The sequence below is a fragment of the Spirillospora sp. CA-142024 genome (assembly GCF_050942325.1).
GTDB lineage: Bacteria > Actinomycetota > Actinomycetes > Streptosporangiales > Streptosporangiaceae > Spirillospora.
The window spans coordinates 2,540,953-2,559,300 of record NZ_CP192077.1; the positions used below are offsets into that span (position 1 = coordinate 2,540,953).

Consider the following 18,348-nt stretch of genomic DNA (forward strand, 5'->3'; position numbering starts at 1 on the left):
GACGTCCTCCGTCGCCGGGGCCGACCGGCGTTCAGGAGCGCTTCGGCGCCGGGGAGGAGGAGTCCTTGAGCAGCGCGGGCTTCACCATGTCGCCGACCTCGGCGTAGGGGACGACCGTGTCCTGCAGACCGCACGCCTCCGCGTAGCCCAGGATCGACCCGTAGAAGGCCACGCGGACGCCCTTCGGTGTGAGGGCCATGGTGACGTAGCCGTCCTTGACGAACTTGGACGGGTTGTCGGTGCCGGGCAGGACCACCGAGCCGCCCGGGGTGCTCTGGCCGCTCCAGCAGTACGTGCCGTCCGGCAGATGCGCCTTGATCTTCTGGTCCAGCGGCTTGAGCCCCTGGTCGGTCGGGACGCGGAACAGGTCGAGCGGCCGATAGGAGGCGCCGGTCCGCAGGTCGACCGTCGCGGCCGGCGGCTGATCCCAGCTCGACCCGCGCTCGCCGTTCAGCACGACGGTGTACCAGACCGACAGGAGCCGGTCGTTGCGCAGCAGGATCTGCGGCTTCACGACGTCGGTGTAGGCGCCGCGGCCGCCGTCCTTCAGGCCGTTGCGCGTCTTCGCCCAGCGCTGTTCGAGCGGCGCCCGCAGCGCCTGGTTGATCTTCCGGTTCAGGGCGGCGTCCCCGCCCGTGACCTTCACGACCCGGCCCTGCGCCTGGAACGTCATCCCGCCGCCGATGCTCTGCCGCGGCTCGCTGAGCGCGACCAGCCGCGCCACGATCGGCTTGGGCGCCTCCTCCGCCGTGGCCACGTAGACGGCCGCGCCGCCGCCCACGGCCACGGCGGCGGCGCCGCCCGCGACGGCCGCCGTCCCCTTCGCCCCGAGGGTCCCGATGACGCCCTTGCCGGCGGCGCCCGCCGCCGTGCCCGCGCCTCCCGAGCCCGCGCCCCCGGCCGCTCCCGCCGCGCCGGCCGCCCCGGCGGCCCCCGCCGAGGCGCCGCCCGAGCCGAGGCCGAGCGCGGTCAGCGGGAACAGCATGGACAGCGCGGCCGCGGCCCCCGCGAGCGTGCGGACGCCGCGTCCCTCCCACTCGGAGCCGTACGTGCCCGCGGCGACCGACTCGAGTTCCGAGACGAACGCGGTGGCGCCCATCGGCCGCTCCCACGGGTTCTTGGCCAGACCGCGTTCCAGCAGTGGCCGGAGCGGCTCCGGAACGTCCTCCAGCGGGATCGGCGCGTTGAGGTGGCCGCCCATCAGCCCCGCCTGGGTCTCGGCCTCGTACGGGCGGCGTCCCGTCACGCACTCGAAGAACACGCACGCCGCCGCGTACACGTCGGTCGCGGGGGAGGCCGGCTCGCCGCGCCACTGCTCCGGTGCCATGTAGACGGGCGTGCCGGACCGTCCCGCCTCGCCCGCGTCCACCGCGATGCCGAAGTCGATCAGCTTGCTCAGCCCGTCGCCGCGCACGATCACGTTCGCGGGCTTGTAGTCGCGGTGCACGATGCCGAGGCCGTGCGCGGCGGCGAGGCCCAGCAGCGAGCCCTTGAGGACCGCCAGCGCCGCCTCCGGCCGCAGCGGCCCCCTTCGGCCGAGCACCTCCTTGAGCGGCGCCCCGTCCACCGCCTCCATGACGATCGCGGCGCCGCCCGGCGTCTCGACCAGCCCGAACAGCTGGGCGACGAAGGGGTTGCGCAGCCGGCTCAGCAGGCCGGCCTCGCCCCGGAACCGCTCGCGGAACTCCGCGTCGCCGAGCAGCGCCTCGGCGAGGTACTTGATCGCCGCGGGACGCCCGGTCCCCTCGTGCCGGGCGAGCACCACCCGCCCCTGCGCGCCCTCGCCGAGCACCCGCAGCTCGCTGTACCCCGGAACCTGCCACCCAGCCATGACCGCCCCCACACCACCGACGTTCCGAAGGGGGTTATATCGGATCGGGAGTCAGGCGGCCACAGGCTGGGGCCGGGCGTCGGCCGCGCCGGCCACGGCTTCGGGCGCCGCCTCGGCGGGGACGGCGACGTCGGCCGCCGTGCGGAGCGGGACGAAGCGCGCCCCGGCGGCGATGAGGAGGGCGAGGACGACGACGGTGCCCACCCCCAGCCGGAGCGAGGTGGCGTCCGACAGGAAGCCGACCACGACCGGGCCGAGCAGCAGGCCGCCGTACCCCATCGCGCCGACCTGGGCGACGGCCGCGGCGGGACGGTCGGGGGCGGCGGTGCCGGCCAGTGAGATCGTCGTGGGGACGACCGTGCAGACGACGAGACCGGTCACGAAGAACCCCGCGATGGCCACGGACGCGACCGGGGCCAGGACGACGACGGTCATGCCGGCCGCGGTGCCGAGGCCCGCGCCGATCAGCAGCCGGCGGGTGCCGACCCGCATCCGGACGCGGTCGCCGACCAGCCGCCCGAGCAGCATCGCCAGCTCGAACACCGGGTAGCCGGCCGCCGCGACGGCCTCGGTGGAACCGAGCTCGTCGTGCAGGAGCAGGCCGCTCCAGTCGGCGATCGTCCCCTCGGCCATGAACGCGATGAAGCCGAGGACGCCGATCAGGTAGACGGCGGGCGGCATCCGGCGCGCCTTGCGCCCCGTCCCGGACGCGGAGGGCGCGACGGGGTCGGGCAGGTAGGTGCGGCCGAGCGCGAGGCCGGCGGGCAGCGACAGCAGGGCGGCGGTCAGCACGGTCTCGGTGAATCCGAACCCGGCGGCGGCCGTCACGACGCCGAACAGGCCGCCGCTCATGGCGCCGACGCACCAGCCGGCGTGCATGCCGCTCATGATGGACCGGCGGTACGCCTGCTCGACGACGCTGCCCTGCGCGTTCATCGCGATGTCGGTGATCCCGAACGTCATGCCGAACAGCGCGACGGCGGCGAGCAGGACGCCGTAGCTCGGCGCGAGCGCGACCCCCGCGTACGACAGCGCGGTCAGCGGCAGCGCGAGCCGCAGCACGGCGCGGCTGCCGGCCCGTGCCATCACGCCGCGCAGCGCCTGCATGGCGACGATCGCGCCGATCCCCCAGACGAGGACGACGATGCCGATCTCGCCCTCGTTCGTCCCGAACTTGCCGGCCAGGGCGGGCATACGCGCCACCCACACTCCGGTCAGCAGGCCGGCCAACGCGAAGGTCAGGAAGGTCCCCGAGCGGGCACGGAACAGCATGGTTCACCTCTTTCTGGGTTCGGCGGGGCGCGCCCCGGTCGTGCGACAGGCGTCATGGAACGCTCCAGGCCGCTGCGGGCCCGGAGCGTCCGGTGGTTCGGAAGGGGGCGAGGCCCCCGGGATCATCGCTCCAGCAGGCTCAGGAGCCGCTGTTTCAGCGCTTCGAGCTGTCCGGCGTCGTACAGCCCGGGGTCATGGCTGACCACTTCCCAGAGGCCCTCGGCCGCCAGCCGGACCACCATCGCGGTGCCCGGGTCCGGGTCCTCCGCGGGGTCGCGGCCGTGCCAGCGGCGCATCGCCTCGTTCAGCGGCTCGGCCTGCTCCGGGTCGGCGGCGGCGGCCGTGATGGCCGACCATCGTCGGTAGGTGCGGGCCTCTCCGGTGAGGATCTCGAACGTGGCCTCGACGTAGGCGCGGGTGTAGGCACCCGGTGCGCCGTCGCCGTAGGAGTCGATGTAGGAGGCGATCAGGTCGTCGAAATCCTCGATGACCCGCGCCACCATCGCCCGGACGAGCTCCTCTTTGGTGGGGAAGTGGTAGAGCAGCCCTCCCTTGCTGACGCCTGCGCGGTCGGCGACCGCGGTGAGCGTCAGCGCCTGCGTCCCCTGCTCGGAGAGCACGGACTCGGCGGCGTCCAAAAGGGCTTCTCTCTTCATGACCACTCCACTGTACCGGCTGGACGGTATAGAGGCCAACCGCGGGCCGCCGCCCCCTATTCCGCCGGGCCTCGGCGGACTCCGGCGACCCTCCGGACGACCCTCCGGGCGCCTGGAGGGGAACAGCCGGGGCGCGGCTACTGTTGACCGCGTGGTGACTTACCTCGACCATGCGGCGACGACCCCTATGCGGCCCGAGGCCATAGAGGCGATGACGGCCGAGCTGCGCGAGCTCGGCAACCCGTCCTCGCTGCACGCGGTCGGGCGGCGGGCCCGCCGCGTCGTCGAGGAGTCCCGCGAGATCATCGCCGAGGCGTTCGGCGCCCGCCCGAGCGAGGTCGTGTTCACCTCCGGCGGCACCGAGGCCGACAACCTCGCCGTCAAGGGGATCTACTGGGCGCGCCGCGCCGCCGACCCGTCTCGCACCCGCGTGCTGGCGGGGGCCGTCGAGCATCACGCTGTCATGGACGCGGTGCGGTGGCTCGCCGACCATGAGGGCGCCCAGGTCGACTGGATCCCGGTGGACGAACTGGGCCGCGTCACCCCCGAGGCGCTGGAAAAGGCGCTGGGCACCGGCGACGACGTGGCGCTCGTCTCCGTGATGTGGGCCAACAACGAGGTCGGCACCGTCCAGCCCATCGCGGAACTGGCCGCAGTGGCCCGCGAGCGCGGAGTCCCGCTGCACACCGACGCCGTCCAGGCCGCCGGGCAGCTGCCCGTGGGCTTCGCGGCGAGCGGCGCGCAGGCGCTCACCATCACCGGCCACAAGCTCGGCGGCCCGATCGGTGTCGGCGCGCTGCTGCTGGCCAAGCCGAAGCCGCCGGTGTTCCTCGATCCGATGCCGCTGCTGCACGGCGGCGGCCAGGAGCGCGACGTCCGGTCCGGGACGCTCGACACGCCCGCCATCGCGGGTTTCGCCGCCGCCGTCCAGGCCACGGTCGCCCATCGCGAGGACGAGACGCGCCGCCTCGCCGGACTGCGCGACCAGCTGATCGAGGCCGTCCGCGGCGCCGTGCCCGAGGCGGTCCTGAACGGCGACCCGGCCGGCCGCCTCCCCGGCAACGCGCACTTCTCCTTCCCCGGCTGCGAGGGCGACGCCCTGCTCATGCTGCTGGACGCGCGCGGCATCGCCTGCTCCACCGGGTCGGCCTGCTCGGCGGGCGTCTCGCAGCCGAGCCACGTCCTGATCGCCATGGACGCGAGCGCCGAACGCGCGCGCGGCTCGCTGCGCTTCACGCTCGGCCACACCAGCACCGAGGCCGACGTCAAGGCCGTCGCCGACGCGATCGGCCCGGTCGTGGAGCGCGCCCGCCGGGCCGGCCTCAGCTGATCCGTCCGGGTTTGACCGTCTCTTGAACGGGGACTGCCCGCCCGTGACGACCGAGGTGGGCAACGGACTCAAGCAGGCGGCGGGACACCCGTGGTTTCACCATCTGTCCCGGGTGGGGCTGGTCGCGCGCGGCCTCCTCTACCTGCTCATCGGCTGGCTGGCCCTCCAGGTCGCCTTCGGCGCCGGCGGGCGGGAGGCGGACCGGAAGGGCGCGCTGCAGGCCGTCGCCGACAAGCCCGGCGGCCCGGTCGTCCTCGGGCTGATGGCGGTCGGCTTCGCCGCGCTCGCGCTCTGGCAGTACGCGGAGGCCCTGTACGGCCGGCCCGTACGGGACGGCGACAAGCCCGCCAAGCGCCTGGCGTCGGCGGCCCGCGGCGCCGTCTACACGGCCGCCTTCGCGGCGACCCTCGCGTTCCTGCTCGGCCACCACGGCACGTCGAGCGACCGGCAGTCCAAGACCATCACCGCGCGGCTGATGGGCGAGCCCGGCGGCCGCTGGCTCGTCCTGGCGGTCGCGGCAGGCGTCGTTGCCTGGGGCGTCGCCGTGTTCGTGAACGCCGTCCGCCGATCCTTCCTGGAGGAGCTGAAGACCTGGGAGATGGGCGACACGGCCCGCCGTGTCGTCCAGCCACTGGCCATCGTCGGCAACACCGCCCGCGGCCTCGTCGGCGCCGCCGCCGGCGCCTTCCTCGCCTACGCGGCCATCACCTTCCAGCCGCAGAAGGCCCAGGGCCTGGACGGCACGCTCCGCGAGTTCGCCACCGCCCCCGCGGGCGCCTGGGGGCTCGCCGCCGTGGCCCTGGGCGTCCTCACCTTCGGCCTCTACAGCCTCGCCGAATCCCGCTACCGCAAGGTCGACGCGACCCGTCAGGGCTGGTAGGGAGCCAGGGCGCGCCAGCCGGGGTCGTTGGTGGAGGCGACCTTCGCCTTGCCTTCGGGCCAGCCCGCGGCGAGCTGGTCGAGCTCGGAGATCACGCCGGAGTCGGGGTCGGCGTACAGGTGGAAGACCCGGAGGCCGTCGCCCGTCTCGCGGACCGCGAGGACCGCGCGGTCGCCGAGCTTGGCGAGCTTCTTCTCGAAGGCGCGCAGCGCGCCCGACGACGGCTCGACGGGGAGCCGGTCGGGGTTGCTGTTGGCGTACGGGACGCTGATCGCCACGTGCAGGTCGCAGAGCGGGTAGTCCTGGCGGTGCAGCGGGAAGCGGGCGCCGAGGCGGGCGGGGTGGCCGCGCGGGGTGCGGCCCTCGCCGGTCAGCCAGGTCGGCTCGGTGAACGGCTCGGCGATCTGCTCCACGACCGCGGCCAGCATCGACGGCGGCAGCGCGTCGATCGGCGCCTCCGTCGCGATCGTGACCTCGCCGACCCAGCGGGCCACGTCGTCCTCGCCGAGGGCCCAGTGCAGGACGTTCAGCGCCACCTGGAGCTGCTGCTCCTCGGCGACGAACAGGAAGTCGGGGTGGTAGGCGGTGATGTGCACGCGGGCGCGGTCGGCGTCGGCGCGCATGCCCAGCCGGACGTATTCCAGGTCGAACTCGTGGTCGCCGAGGATGAGGTCCTGCGCGAGCATCTCGGGGTCGGGCTGGCGCGCCGGGTGGAAGCTCCAGCCGGCGGCCGCGGCGCCGGACGGCGCGGACCGCACCCAGCGCTCGGTCAGGCCGCGCAGCTCGGGGTCGCCGCCGCCGGTCACCGTGAGCGACGGGCTCCGGTCGTCGGCCCCGCCGATCTCCCACTGCAGCCCGGGATTGATCTTGCGGACGCGGCGGGACAGCTCCTCGACCGCGTCCGCCGACAGGCCCTCGCCGGGCACGGTGGCCTCACCCGCCTCTGACTCCTCTGGCCCGGCGGCCAGCGACGCCTCGATCGTCGGGCGGGCCTGCGCCCACCACTCCCAGAATTCGCTGATGGCGGGCGGTACGACGGCGGACGCCTCGCGCGGACGGCGGAAGATTCCCATAGCGGCCCCAATCGTACGCGGAAATGTCGTCGGGCAACCGGGCCACGCCGCGTACCCTCGAAGGCACTATGACTCTGCGTGTCCTAGCCGCCATGTCGGGCGGCGTCGACTCCGCTGTGGCCGCCGCCCGCGCCGCCGAGGCCGGGCACGACGTCACCGGTGTCCACATGGCCCTGTCCAGCAATCCCCAGTCCTACCGGACGGGCGCGCGCGGCTGCTGCACCCTGGAGGACTCCCGGGACGCGCGCCGCGCCGCCGACGTGATCGGCATCCCGTTCTACGTGTGGGACCTCGCCGAGCGCTTCCACCGGGACGTGGTGGAGGATTTCGTCAGCGAGTACGCCGCGGGCCGCACCCCGAACCCCTGCCTGCGCTGCAACGAGAAGATCAAGTTCGCGGCGCTGCTGGACCGCGCGATGGCGCTCGGCTTCGACGCCGTCTGCACCGGCCACTACGCGCGGCTGGACGGCGGCGTCCTGCGCCGCGGCGTCGACGAGGGCAAGGACCAGTCGTACGTCCTGGCCGTGTGCACGCCCGAGCAGCTCGCGCACGCGCTGTTCCCGCTCGGCGACACGTCCAAGGCCGACATCCGGCGGGAGGCGGAGCGCCGCGGCCTCCAGGTGGCCGACAAGCCCGACAGCCACGACATCTGCTTCATCGCGGACGGTGACACGCGCGGCTTCCTGGCAGAGCGGCTCGGGTCGGCGCCCGGCCCGATCGTCGACACCGCCGGCAACGAGGTCGGCGAGCACGACGGCGCCTACGCCTACACGATCGGCCAGCGCAAGGGCCTGCGGCTCGGCACCCCCGCGCCGGACGGACGGCCCCGCTACGTCCTGGACATCTCCCCGGTGACGAACACGGTGACCGTGGGCCCGCGCGAGTCGCTGGACGTCCAGGAGATCACCGGCGAGCGCCCGGTGTGGCTCGGCGAGGCGCCGGACGGCCCGTTCGACTGCCAGGTCCAGCTCCGCGCGCACGGCGAGGTCTACGACTGCACGGCCGAGCAGGTGGGCGACGAACTGCGCATCAGCCTGTCCACCCCCGCCCGCGGCGTCGCGACCGGCCAGGCCGCCGTCCTCTACACCGGCGACCGCGTCCTCGCATCAACAACGATTGCCGAAACGACCCGAGTGCCGGCCTGACACCTCGCTGCTGATACCGGCCCGCGCCCTCGGGAATCAGGGCGGGTGTACGCGACTTAAGGTCGCGTAGGCGGATCATGGAGGCGTGTTGTGAAGTTCGGTGTTTCGACGTTCGTGACGGACGACGGGATCGGGCCGGCGGCGCTCGGGCGGGCCCTGGAGGAGCGCGGGTTCGGGTCGCTGTTCGTGGCCGAGCACACCCACATCCCGGTGAAGCGCGAGTCGCCGTGGCCGGGCGGGGCCGAGCTGCCCCGGCATTACTACCGGTCGCTCGACCCGTTCGTGGTGCTGACCTCCGCGGCGGCGGTGACCGAGCGGCTGCGCGTCGGGACGGGCATCGCGCTGGTCGTCCAGCGGGACCCGATCGTGCTGGCCAAGGAGGTCGCGTCCCTCGACCTGATCTCCGGCGGGCGGGCCGTGCTCGGTGTCGGCGCGGGCTGGAACCGGGAGGAGATGCGCAACCACGGCACCGACCCCCGGACCCGGATGCGCCTCCTCCGCGAGCGGGTGCTGGCCGTCAAGGAGCTGTGGACGAAGGACGAGGCGGAGTTCCACGGCGAGTTCGTCGACTTCGACCCCGTGTTCTCCTACCCGAAGCCCGTGCAGGACCCGCATCCGCCGGTGCTGATCGGCGGGGCGGGGCCGACGACCTTCGACCGGGTCGTGGAGTTCGGCGACGGCTGGCTGCCGATCTACGGGCGCGGCGCCGGCGGGCTCGCCGCGCGGATCTCCGAGTTGCGCGAGCGGGCGGGGCGCCGGGTGCCGGTGACGGTGTTCGGGGTGTCGCCGGAGCGGGAGGCCGTCGAGGACCTGGCGGCCGCGGGCGCCGACGAGGCGCTGTTCAACCTGAAGACGGCGCCGGAGGACGACACGCTCCGCGACCTGGACCGGCTGGCCGGGCTGGTGTGATCGTCGCGCCGATAGGGTCTTGCGCGTGACGAGCTATCCGTGGCAGGCGGGGACGGCGACCGGGATCGGGTCGTATCCGGGGGAGGATCCGGCGGAGGCGCTGCGGGTCGTCCTCGGCGAAGTGCCCGAGATGCCGCATCTGCCGGAGCTTCCCGCGCGCGGTCCCGGCGCCGACCTGGCCGGCCGGACGGCCGGGCTGCTGATCGACATGCCGGTGCACCTGGAGCCGTCCGGGTGGCGGTTCTCCGACCGCCCCGGACGCGACACGCTGCGCTCCCGCGACCACCTCGCCCGCGACCTGGACGTCCTGGAGGAGATCGCGGGCGGCCACGACGGACCGTTCAAGATCCAGGTGTGCGGGCCGTGGACGCTGGCCGCGTCCGTCGAGCTGCGGCACGGCGACCGGGCGCTGAAGGACCCGGGCGCCGTCCGCGACCTGGCCGCCTCGCTCGCCGAGGGCGTCGCCGCGCACGTCGCGGACGTCCGGCGGCGGCTGCCCGCCGCGGAGATCGTCCTGCAGCTGGACGAGCCCGGCCTGCCCGCCGCGCTCGCCGGGACGGTCCCGACCGCGAGCGGCTTCTCCCGGCTGCGGGCGATCGAGGAACCCGTCGCGGAGGAGACGCTGCGGCAGGTGATCGAGGCCGCGGACGCGTACCCCGTCGTGCACTGCTGTGCCCGGAACGTCCCGTACGGACTGCTGCGCGGTGCCGGCGCGAAGGCCATCTCGGTCGATCTGCGGCTGGTCCCGAAGCGCGACGACGACGCGGTGGGGGAGACGATCGACGCCGGGACGGGGCTGTTCCTCGGCGCGGTCCCCGCGACCGACGCGGTACTACCGTCCCTCCAGGCGACCGCCGACCCGGTGAAGGGGCTGTGGCGTCGGCTCGGCTTCCCGCCCGCGCAGCTGGCGAGGCAGGTCGTCGTCACCCCGGCGTGCGGGATGGCCGGGGCCTCGCCGCGTTACGTCCGCGAAGCGCTGAAACACTGCCGCGAAACGGCCCGGATGCTTTACGAAGCGGCGGAGTGAGGTGCGCCTCGTATTGTCGGTCGTGTTGGCGAGAATGGGGGCATGACCATGGGCGACGGCGTTCCGACCGAGGCGCGGCAGCGGCACCTTGAGCTGAGCGAGGAGCTTGAGGCGGCCAACTACCGGTACTACATCCTCGACCAGCCGACGCTCACCGATGCCGAGTACGACCGGCGGATGCGGGAGATCCGCGAGCTGGAGCAGCGGCATCCGGAGCTCGTCACGCCGGACTCGCCGACGCAGAGGGTCGGCGCGCCGATCGTCACCGACTTCGCGACCGTCGAGCACCTGGAGCGGATGCAGAGCCTCGACAACGCGATGAGCGCGGACGAGCTGCTCGCATGGGACGACCGGGTCGTGAAGGAGGTCGGCAAGGTCGCCGGGTACCTGTGCGAGCTGAAGATCGACGGGCTGGCGATCGCGCTGACGTACGAGAAGGGGCGGCTGACCCGCGGGGTCACCCGCGGGGACGGGCGCACCGGCGAGGACGTCACCAACAACATCCGCACCATCGCCGACATCCCGGACCGGCTGTCCGGCGACGGCTGGCCGGACGTGCTGGAGGTCCGCGGCGAGGTGTTCCTGCCGATCGAGGGGTTCGAGCAGGTCAACGCGGCGCAGGTGGAGGCGGGCAAGGACCCGTTCGCCAACCCGCGCAACGCGGCGGCGGGCTCGCTGCGGCAGAAGGACCCGCGGGTCACGGCGCACCGGCCGCTCGGCATGCTCGTCCACGGGTTCGGCGCGTGGCGCGGCGGGACGCAGCCGGAGAGCCAGTCGGGCGCCTACGAGCTGATGCGCGGCTGGGGGCTGCCGGTCAGCGACCGCTACAAGGTGGTCGGCGGGCTGGACGCCGTCCGCGAGTACATCGACGAGTACGGCGAGCACCGGCACGATCCCGCATACGAGATCGACGGCGTGGTCGTCAAGGTCGACCAGTTCTCGCTGCAGCGGCGGCTCGGCTCCACCAGCCGGGCGCCGCGCTGGGCGATCGCGTGGAAGTACCCGCCTGAGGAGGTCAACACCAGGCTCCTCGACATCAAGGTCGGCGTGGGACGGACTGGGCGCATCACCCCGTACGGCGTGATGGAGCCGGTGAAGGTCGCCGGGTCCACCGTCGACCGGGCGACGCTGCACAACGCGGGCGAGGTCAAGCGCAAGGGCGTGCTGGTCGGCGACACGGTCGTGCTGCGGAAGGCCGGCGACGTGATCCCGGAGATCGTCGCGCCGGTGACCGCGCTCCGGAACGGGTCCGAGCGCGAGTTCGAGATGCCCGCGCACTGCCCCGAGTGCGGGACCGAGCTGGCGTACGAGAAGGAGGGCGACGCCGACATCCGGTGCCCGAACGCCCAGTACTGCCCCGGTCAGCTGCGTGAGCGGGTGTTCTTCGTCGCGAGCCGCAACGCGCTCGACATCGAGGCGCTCGGGTACGTGGCGGCGACCGCGCTCACGCAGCCGCTGGAGCCTTCCGAGCCGCCGGTCAGGAACGAGGGCGATCTGTTCCACCTGACCGTCGACCAGCTCCTGCCGATCAGGAGCCTCGTGCTGGACGCCAAGACGGGAACGGCCAAGACCGATCCGAAGACCGGCGAGCCGAAGGCGGTGTCGTTCTTCGCGAACAAGGAGGGCGAGCCGAAGAAGACCGTGGAGATCCTCTTCGAGGAGCTGGAGAAGGCGAAGCGGCAGCCGCTGTGGCGGGTGCTCGTGGCGCTGTCGATCCGGCACGTGGGGCCGTCCGCGGCGCGCGATCTCGCCCGGGAGATGCGCTCGATGGACGCGATCGCGGCCGCGACCGAGGAGGAGCTGGCGGCGGTCGACGGCGTCGGGCCGACCATCGCCGCCTCGATCAAGAACTGGTTCGCGGTCGGCTGGCACCGGGAGATCGTCGACAAGTGGCGTGCCGCCGGCGTCCGGATGGAGGACGAGGGCGCGGCCGGCCCGCGCCCGCTGGAGGGCGTCACCGTGGTGATCACCGGGTCGCTGGAGGGGTTCAGCCGGGACTCGGCGACCGAGGCGGTGCAGCGGCTCGGCGGCAAGGTGTCCGGGTCGGTGTCGAAGAAGACGGGCTTCGTGGTCGTCGGCGACAGTCCAGGGTCCAAGTACGACAAAGCGGTGAAACTGGGCGTACCGGTCTTGGCGGAGGACGGGTTCCGGGTGCTGCTCGCCGATGGGCCAGATGCGGCCAAAAACGTGACTGTGCGCGCCGACGGCTAACACGGTGTGGTTGCGAGGTTTCTACCAGGGTTGCGTTACTCAGGGGTACACTTCAGCTACCCATCGGTGAGGGGCCGGGGTGGAATGGGCATAACGGAACGTACGCAATCGGTTTCGCGAAGTTGAGCAAAGGTCGTACCCTCCCTCTCATCACGACCCACACCTGAATCTCCGGACGTAACACCCGGGGGGCGTCCCCCGGGATCGGGGACGTCCGGTGCCGGGGGACGGCCCCCGAACCCCCCGAGGATGTGATGAAGGACCCGAACAACACGCGGAACACGGCGCCACGCCGTGGTTCCCCGTTGTGGATCTACTTCCTCGTCGTCATCATGCTCGGCGTCGCCGCAGGCGTCACCGCGTTCACCGGGCTGAGCCGCGGCGACCTGGACGCGCTGGCCGGCACGCCCGTGTTCTGGATCCTCGGCTGCTTCATCATCTTCGGCGAGCTGCGCCCGATCATCACGCCCGGCTCCACCGAGAACAACGGCGCCACCACCTCCACCACCTTCTCGTTCGCCGCGCTGCTGTACGCCGGGCTGCCGGTCGCCGCCGCCCTCCAGGTCGTCGCCGTGATCACCTGCGGGATCTTCCGCGCCCGCTCCCCGCACCGCATCGCCTTCAACGCCGCCCAGTACACCCTCAGCCTCGCCGCCGCGCAGCTCGTCCTCGCGCTCTTCGGCGACCTCGCGACCCCGTCGACCCTGTGGGTGCCGCACGGCTCCGACCTGCCCGCGATCGCGCTCGCCGGCGCGGTCTACTTCGTCTGCAACGACACCCTCGTCGGCGCCGCCGTCGCGCTGCACGCCCGGGTGTCGCTGGTCAAGGCGCTCCGCTGGGACCTCGGCTACCAGGTCCTCGTCCATCTGGCGCTGCTCGGCCTCGCCCCGCTGATGGTCGTGGCGATGGACCGGTCGGCCGTGTTCGTGCCCCTCATCGTCCTGCCGTTCATCGCCGTGTACATGAACGCGTCCGTCTCCGTCCGGCGCGAGCACCAGGCACTGCACGACGGGCTGACCGGGCTGCCCAACCGCAAGCTGCTGATCGTCCGGACCGAGGAGGCGCTCGCCGAAGCGCGCGGCGCGGAGAAACGCGGCGACGGCCGGCGCCGCCCGCGCGGCACCGGTCTCGGGCCCTCCCGGCTGCGCAAGCCCGCCGACCCGCCGAACCACCGCGCCGGGCTGTTCCTGCTCGACCTCGACCGGTTCAAGGAGGTCAACGACACCCTCGGGCACCCCACCGGCGACCGGCTGCTCCAGCTCGTCGCGCACCGGCTCACGCACAGCGTCCGGCCCGGCGACCTCGTCGCGCGGCTCGGCGGGGACGAGTTCGCGGTGCTGCTGCCGACCGTCCGGGACGAGGCCGCCGCCCGCGAGGTCGCCGCCCGGCTGCGCGCGGCGCTGAGCGAGCCCGTCCGGCTGGACGGCATGTCGTTCGACCTGGAGGGGAGCGTCGGCATCGCGCTGTTCCCCGACCACGCGCCCGACTTCGAGCTGCTCCTGCAGCGCGCCGACGTCGCCATGTACAACGCCAAGGAGGCCCGGTCCGGCGTCGAGATCTACTCGCCCGGCAAGGACCGCAACTCCCCGGCCCGGCTCAACATGCTGGGCGACCTGCGCCGCGCCATCGACCGCTCCGAGCTGGAGCTGTTCTACCAGCCGAAGATCTCGCTGCGGGACGGCCACCTCGTCGGCATGGAGGCGCTGCTGCGCTGGCGCCACCCCGACCAGGGCCTCCTCGAACCCGAGGCGTTCCTGTCGATCGCCGAGCAGACGTACCTGATGCGCTCGATCACCCACTACGTCGTGGAGGCGGCGCTCGCGCAGACCGCCGCCTGGTGGCGCGAGGACCTCGCCATCCAGGTCGCGGTGAACGCCTCCGGCCGCGACCTGCTCGACACCGGCCTCACCGAGACGATCGAGGAGGGCCTGCTCGCCCGCGGCCTGCCCGCGGCGGCGCTCCAGCTGGAGATCACCGAGCGGATCCTGATGAACGAGCCCGCCTACGCCTCCGACACCGTCGCCGCCCTCGGCGAGCTCGGCATCCCGCTCAGCCTGGACGACTTCGGCACCGGCTACTCCTCCCTCGTCCGGCTCAAGCGGCTGCCGGTCGAGGAGATCAAGATCGACTCCTCGTTCGTGCAGCGGCTCGCCGACTCCGCGGACGACGCCGTCATCGTCCGCTCCATCGTCGACCTCGTCCGCACCCTCGGGCTCCGCTCGGTCGCCGAGGGCGTCGAGGACGCCGCCACCGCCGAGGCCCTCCGCGAGATGGGCTGCGACGCCGCCCAGGGCTGGCACTTCGGCCGCCCCATGGACGCGGCCGCCGCCACCGAATGGCTCCGGGAGTACTCCTTCGCGCTGCCCTCGGTCCAGGCGCCCGGCAGCGCCTGACCTCCACACCGCGGCACCGCGACGCGCGGGATCACGCGCGGGTAAACCAGTCGGGCCTGGATGCCCCGGCCCATAGGATGGCGGGGAACCCAATTCATCGCAGGAACGGTTTCTCTAATGTCCGCCATCACCCGTGACGAGGTGTCGCATCTCGCCCGGCTGTCCCGGCTGGCGCTCGGCGACGATGAGCTCGACCATCTCGCCGCCCAGCTCGACCAGATCATCTCCGCGGTCGCGCGGGTGCAGGAGGTCGCGGCGGAGGACATCCCGCCCACCTCGCACGCGCTGCCGCTGACCAACGTCTACCGGACGGACGAGGTACGGCAGTGCCTCACTCCGGAGCAGGCCCTGGCCGGCGCGCCGGCCGCCGAGGAGCAGCGCTTCCGCGTCCCGCGGATCCTGGACGAGGAGGCCTGACCGGTGACCGGAACGGAGCGCAGCGGAGTGGAGGGCGCCGGTCAGGCGGCACGTGCCGGGGGGTCTGGGGGGTCGTCCCCCCAGAAAGGTACGACGGTGAGCGAGCTGGTCAGGAAGAGTGCCGCGGAGCTGGGCGGGCTGCTCGGCGGCGGTGAGGTGTCGGCGGTCGAGGTGGCCGAGGCGCACCTGGACCGCATCGCCGCGGTGGACGGCCAGGTCAACGCGTTCCTGCACGTGGACCGCGAGACGACGCTGGCGCAGGCGCGGAAGGTGGACGAGCGGCGCGCGGCGGGGGAGGAGCTCGGCCCGCTGGCCGGCGTCCCCATCGCGCACAAGGACGTGTTCACCACCACGGACATGCCCACCACCGCCGGGTCCAAGATCCTTGAGGGGTGGCGGCCGCCCTACGACGCGACCGTCACGGCGCGGCTGCGCGCGGCCGGGCTGGTGATCCTCGGCAAGACGAACATGGACGAGTTCGCGATGGGCTCGTCCACGGAGAACAGCGCCTACTTCACCTCGCACAACCCGTGGGACCTGGAGCGCGTCCCGGGCGGGTCGTCCGGCGGGTCGTCCGCGGCGGTCGCCGCGTACGAGGCGCCGCTGTCCACCGGCACCGACACCGGCGGCTCCATCCGGCAGCCCGCGGCCGTCACCGGCATCGTCGGGATGAAGCCCACCTACGGCGGCTCGTCCCGGTACGGCGTGATCGCGTTCGCGTCGTCGCTGGACACGCCCGGCCCGTTCGCCCGCACCGTGCTGGACGCCGCGCTGCTGCACGAGGCGTTCAGCGGTCACGACCCGATGGACTCCACCTCGGTGAGCGAGGCCGTCCCACCGGTGGTGGAGGCCGCGCGCCACGCCGACGTCAACGGCCTGCGCGTCGGGGTCGTCAAGGAGTTCGCGGGCGACGGCTACGAATCGGGCGTCTCGGCCCGCTTCACCGAGGCGGTCGAGCTGCTGGAGTCGCTCGGCGCGAAGGTCGTCGAGGTCTCCTGCCCGAACTTCACCTACGCGCTGCCCGCCTACTACCTGGTCGCGCCGTCGGAGTGCTCGTCCAACCTGGCGCGCTTCGACGCGATGCGGTACGGGCTGCGCGTCGGCGACGACGGCACCCGCAGCGCCGAGGAGGTCATGGCGCTGACCCGCGCCGAGGGCTTCGGCCCGGAGGTCAAGCGGCGCATCATGCTCGGCACCTACGCGCTGTCGTCCGGCTACTACGACGCCTACTACGGCAAGGCGCAGCAGGTCCGCACCCTGATCAAGCGCGACTTCGAGTCCGCGTTCGAGCAGGTGGACGTGCTGGTCTCGCCGACCACGCCGACCACCGCGTTCCCGATCGGCGAGCGCGCCGACGACCCGGTCGCGATGTACCTGGCCGACCTGTGCACGATCCCGGCGAACCTCACCGGCAACGCCGCGATCTCGGTGCCGTGCGGCCTGTCCGGCGGCCTGCCGGTCGGACTGCAGATCATGGCCCCCGTCCTCGGCGACGACCGCGTGTACCGCGTCGGCGCCGCCGTCGAGCGGGCCCTCGAAGACCGCTGGGGCGGCCCGCTGCTGGCCAAGGCCCCGGAACTGGTGGAGGCGAAGTGACCACCCCGACGCTGATGGACTACGACGAGGCGCTGGCGAAGTTCGAGCCGGTGCTCGGGATCGAGACCCACATCGAGCTCGGTACGGCGTCCAAGATGTTCTGCGGATGCCCGACGGGGTTCGGCGCGGAGCCGAACACGCAGGTGTGCCCGGTGTGCCTGGGGCTGCCGGGGTCGCTGCCGGTCACCAACCACGCCGCGATCGAGGGCATCATCAAGATCGGACTCGCGCTGAACTGCGACATCGTGGAGTGGTGCAGGTTCGCCCGGAAGAACTACTTCTATCCGGACATGCCGAAGAACTTCCAGATCTCGCAGTACGACGAGCCGCTCTGCGTGGACGGTCACCTGGACGTCGAGGTCGACGGGGAGACGTACCGGATCGAGATCGAGCGCGTCCACATGGAGGAGGACACCGGCAAGTCGCTGCACGTCGGCGGGTCGACCGGACGGATCCACGGCGCCGAGTACTCGCTGGTCGACTACAACCGGGCGGGCATCCCGCTGGTGGAGATCGTCACCAGGCCGATTCCCGCGACGGGCGACCGGGCGCCGCTGGTGGCCCGGGCGTACGCGACGGAGCTGCGGGAGCTGGTCCGGTCGCTCGGCGTGTCGGACGTGCGCATGGAGCAGGGCTCGATGCGCTGCGACGTGAACGTCTCGCTCATGCCGCGCGGTGCCGCGGAGTGGGGCACGCGGACGGAGACCAAGAACGTCAACTCGCTGCGGTCGGTGGAGCGGTCCGTCCGGTCGGAGATCGAGCGGCAGGCGGGCGTGCTGGACGCCGGCGGCCGCGTGATCCAGGAGACCCGCCACTTCCACGAGGACACCGGCCGCACGACCAGCGGGCGCAGCAAGGAGGAGGCGCAGGACTACCGGTACTTCCCCGAGCCCGACCTCGTCCCGATGGCGCCGTCGCGTGAGTGGGTGGAGGAGCTGCGCGCGTCGCTGCCGGAGCTGCCGGCCGCGCGGCGCCGCCGCATCCAGGCCGAGTGGAACCTGTCCGACCTGGAGCTGCGGGACGTCGTCAACGCCGGTGCCGTCGACCTCATCGAGGCGACGATCGCGCAGGGCACCGACGCACCGGCCGCCCGCAAGTGGTGGATGAACGAGCTGTCCCGCCGCGCCACCGAGCAGGGCGTCGAGCTGGCCGACCTGCCGATCACGCCGGAGCAGGTCGCCCGGGTCCAGGCGATGATCACCGCCGGGGAGCTGAACGACAAGCTGGCCCGCAAGGTCTTCGAGGGGGTCCTCGCCGGCGAGGGCGGCCCGGACGAGGTCGTCGCCGCCCGCGGTCTGAAGGTGGTCAGCGACGAGGGCGAGCTGTCCGCCGTCATCGACCAGGTGATCGCCGGCAACGCGGACGTTGCCGACAAGATCCGCGCCGGGAAGGTCGCCGCGGCCGGCGCCCTCGTCGGCGCCGTCATGAAGGCCACCCGCGGCCAGGCCGACGCCGGGCGCGCCCGCGAGCTCATCCTGGAGAAGCTCGGCGCATCCTGACACGCGTGTCCGAGCGGGGCCCGCTGCCGGGCCCCGCTCGGGCCGTGTCAGGGCCCGTGCCCGATCGCGAACCCGCGGTTCCGCCCTCCCGGAGTCCGGCGGCCAGCCG

At 73.0% G+C, this 18,348-nt stretch carries 14 protein-coding genes; 10 read left to right on the forward strand and 4 right to left on the reverse strand.

Translation table 11 applies throughout. From position 1 onward, the window contains the following. Positions 1–31: 31 nt before the first annotated feature. From ACQPZP_RS12230 to ACQPZP_RS12240, 3 genes are all read right to left on the reverse strand, one after another. Positions 32–1,831: a serine/threonine-protein kinase gene (locus ACQPZP_RS12230; protein WP_433477745.1), complete on the reverse strand. Its 1,800-nt coding sequence runs from the start codon at positions 1,829–1,831 to the stop codon at positions 32–34. A 51-nt stretch (positions 1,832–1,882) separates the two neighbouring features. Beyond that, positions 1,883–3,103 carry an MFS transporter gene (locus tag ACQPZP_RS12235; protein ID WP_433477746.1) on the reverse strand — a complete coding sequence of 407 codons (1,221 nt, stop codon included), beginning with the start codon at positions 3,101–3,103 and terminating at the stop codon, positions 1,883–1,885. A gap of 122 nt (positions 3,104–3,225) precedes the next feature. Next, complete coding sequence (locus tag ACQPZP_RS12240; protein WP_433477747.1) at positions 3,226–3,759, reverse strand: TetR/AcrR family transcriptional regulator; 534 nt, start codon at positions 3,757–3,759, stop codon at positions 3,226–3,228. A gap of 154 nt (positions 3,760–3,913) precedes the next feature. Between ACQPZP_RS12240 and ACQPZP_RS12245 the strand changes: the two genes are divergently transcribed. After that, complete coding sequence (locus tag ACQPZP_RS12245; RefSeq protein ID WP_433479597.1) at positions 3,914–5,089, forward strand: cysteine desulfurase family protein; 1,176 nt, start codon at positions 3,914–3,916, stop codon at positions 5,087–5,089. Positions 5,090–5,132: 43 nt separating this feature from the next. Next, positions 5,133–5,969 carry a DUF1206 domain-containing protein gene (locus tag ACQPZP_RS12250; RefSeq protein ID WP_433477748.1) on the forward strand — a complete coding sequence of 279 codons (837 nt, stop codon included), beginning with the start codon at positions 5,133–5,135 and terminating at the stop codon, positions 5,967–5,969. On the opposite strand, the gene ACQPZP_RS12255 is transcribed toward ACQPZP_RS12250, so the two are convergent. Then, positions 5,957–7,042 (reverse strand): DUF695 domain-containing protein, encoded by a 1,086-nt coding sequence (locus tag ACQPZP_RS12255; protein WP_433477749.1) that lies wholly within the window; start codon positions 7,040–7,042, stop codon positions 5,957–5,959. The two genes, ACQPZP_RS12250 and ACQPZP_RS12255, sit on opposite strands and share 13 nt — an antisense overlap. Positions 7,043–7,110: 68 nt before the next feature. Between ACQPZP_RS12255 and mnmA the strand changes: the two genes are divergently transcribed. The 8 genes from mnmA to gatB all read left to right on the forward strand — a co-directional run bounded on the left by mnmA (position 7,111) and on the right by gatB (position 18,239). After that, entirely contained in the window at positions 7,111–8,187 is a 1,077-nt protein-coding gene (mnmA, locus tag ACQPZP_RS12260; RefSeq protein ID WP_433477750.1) for a tRNA 2-thiouridine(34) synthase MnmA, read from the forward strand. Positions 8,188–8,277: 90 nt separating this feature from the next. Continuing rightward, entirely contained in the window at positions 8,278–9,096 is an 819-nt protein-coding gene (locus tag ACQPZP_RS12265; protein WP_433477751.1) for an LLM class F420-dependent oxidoreductase, read from the forward strand. Positions 9,097–9,121: 25 nt separating this feature from the next. Continuing rightward, positions 9,122–10,123: a methionine synthase gene (locus tag ACQPZP_RS12270; RefSeq protein WP_433477752.1), complete on the forward strand. Its 1,002-nt coding sequence runs from the start codon at positions 9,122–9,124 to the stop codon at positions 10,121–10,123. Between the two features lie 42 nt (positions 10,124–10,165). Then, complete coding sequence (gene ligA, locus ACQPZP_RS12275) at positions 10,166–12,334, forward strand: NAD-dependent DNA ligase LigA (RefSeq protein WP_433477753.1); 2,169 nt, start codon at positions 10,166–10,168, stop codon at positions 12,332–12,334. 254 nt (positions 12,335–12,588) lie between these two features. Beyond that, the gene (locus tag ACQPZP_RS12280) at positions 12,589–14,727 is read left to right on the forward strand and encodes a putative bifunctional diguanylate cyclase/phosphodiesterase (RefSeq protein WP_433477754.1); all 2,139 of its coding nucleotides are present in this window, start codon (positions 12,589–12,591) and stop codon (positions 14,725–14,727) included. 117 nt (positions 14,728–14,844) lie between these two features. Next, positions 14,845–15,144 (forward strand): Asp-tRNA(Asn)/Glu-tRNA(Gln) amidotransferase subunit GatC, encoded by a 300-nt coding sequence (gatC, locus tag ACQPZP_RS12285; protein WP_433477755.1) that lies wholly within the window; start codon positions 14,845–14,847, stop codon positions 15,142–15,144. Between the two features lie 96 nt (positions 15,145–15,240). After that, positions 15,241–16,740 carry an Asp-tRNA(Asn)/Glu-tRNA(Gln) amidotransferase subunit GatA gene (gene gatA / locus ACQPZP_RS12290; RefSeq protein ID WP_433477756.1) on the forward strand — a complete coding sequence of 500 codons (1,500 nt, stop codon included), beginning with the start codon at positions 15,241–15,243 and terminating at the stop codon, positions 16,738–16,740. A 14-nt stretch (positions 16,741–16,754) separates the two neighbouring features. Beyond that, on the forward strand, positions 16,755–18,239 hold the full coding sequence (gene gatB / locus ACQPZP_RS12295) for an Asp-tRNA(Asn)/Glu-tRNA(Gln) amidotransferase subunit GatB (protein ID WP_433479598.1): 1,485 nt from the start codon (positions 16,755–16,757) through the stop codon (positions 18,237–18,239). Positions 18,240–18,348: the final 109 nt, after the last annotated feature.

Bases quoted from the DNA above. Each gene is read 5' to 3' on its own strand.
- ACQPZP_RS12230 (WP_433477745.1), bottom strand. From the start codon at position 1,831: ATGGCTGGGTGGCAGGTTCCGGGGTACAGCGAGCTGCGGGTGCTCGGC.
- ACQPZP_RS12235 (WP_433477746.1), bottom strand. From the start codon at position 3,103: ATGCTGTTCCGTGCCCGCTCGGGGACCTTCCTGACCTTCGCGTTGGCC.
- ACQPZP_RS12240 (WP_433477747.1), bottom strand. From the start codon at position 3,759: ATGAAGAGAGAAGCCCTTTTGGACGCCGCCGAGTCCGTGCTCTCCGAG.
- ACQPZP_RS12255 (WP_433477749.1), bottom strand. From the start codon at position 7,042: ATGGGAATCTTCCGCCGTCCGCGCGAGGCGTCCGCCGTCGTACCGCCC.
- mnmA (WP_433477750.1), top strand. From the start codon at position 7,111: ATGACTCTGCGTGTCCTAGCCGCCATGTCGGGCGGCGTCGACTCCGCT.
- ligA (WP_433477753.1), top strand. From the start codon at position 10,166: ATGACCATGGGCGACGGCGTTCCGACCGAGGCGCGGCAGCGGCACCTT.
- ACQPZP_RS12280 (WP_433477754.1), top strand. From the start codon at position 12,589: ATGAAGGACCCGAACAACACGCGGAACACGGCGCCACGCCGTGGTTCC.
- gatC (WP_433477755.1), top strand. From the start codon at position 14,845: ATGTCCGCCATCACCCGTGACGAGGTGTCGCATCTCGCCCGGCTGTCC.
- gatB (WP_433479598.1), top strand. From the start codon at position 16,755: ATGGACTACGACGAGGCGCTGGCGAAGTTCGAGCCGGTGCTCGGGATC.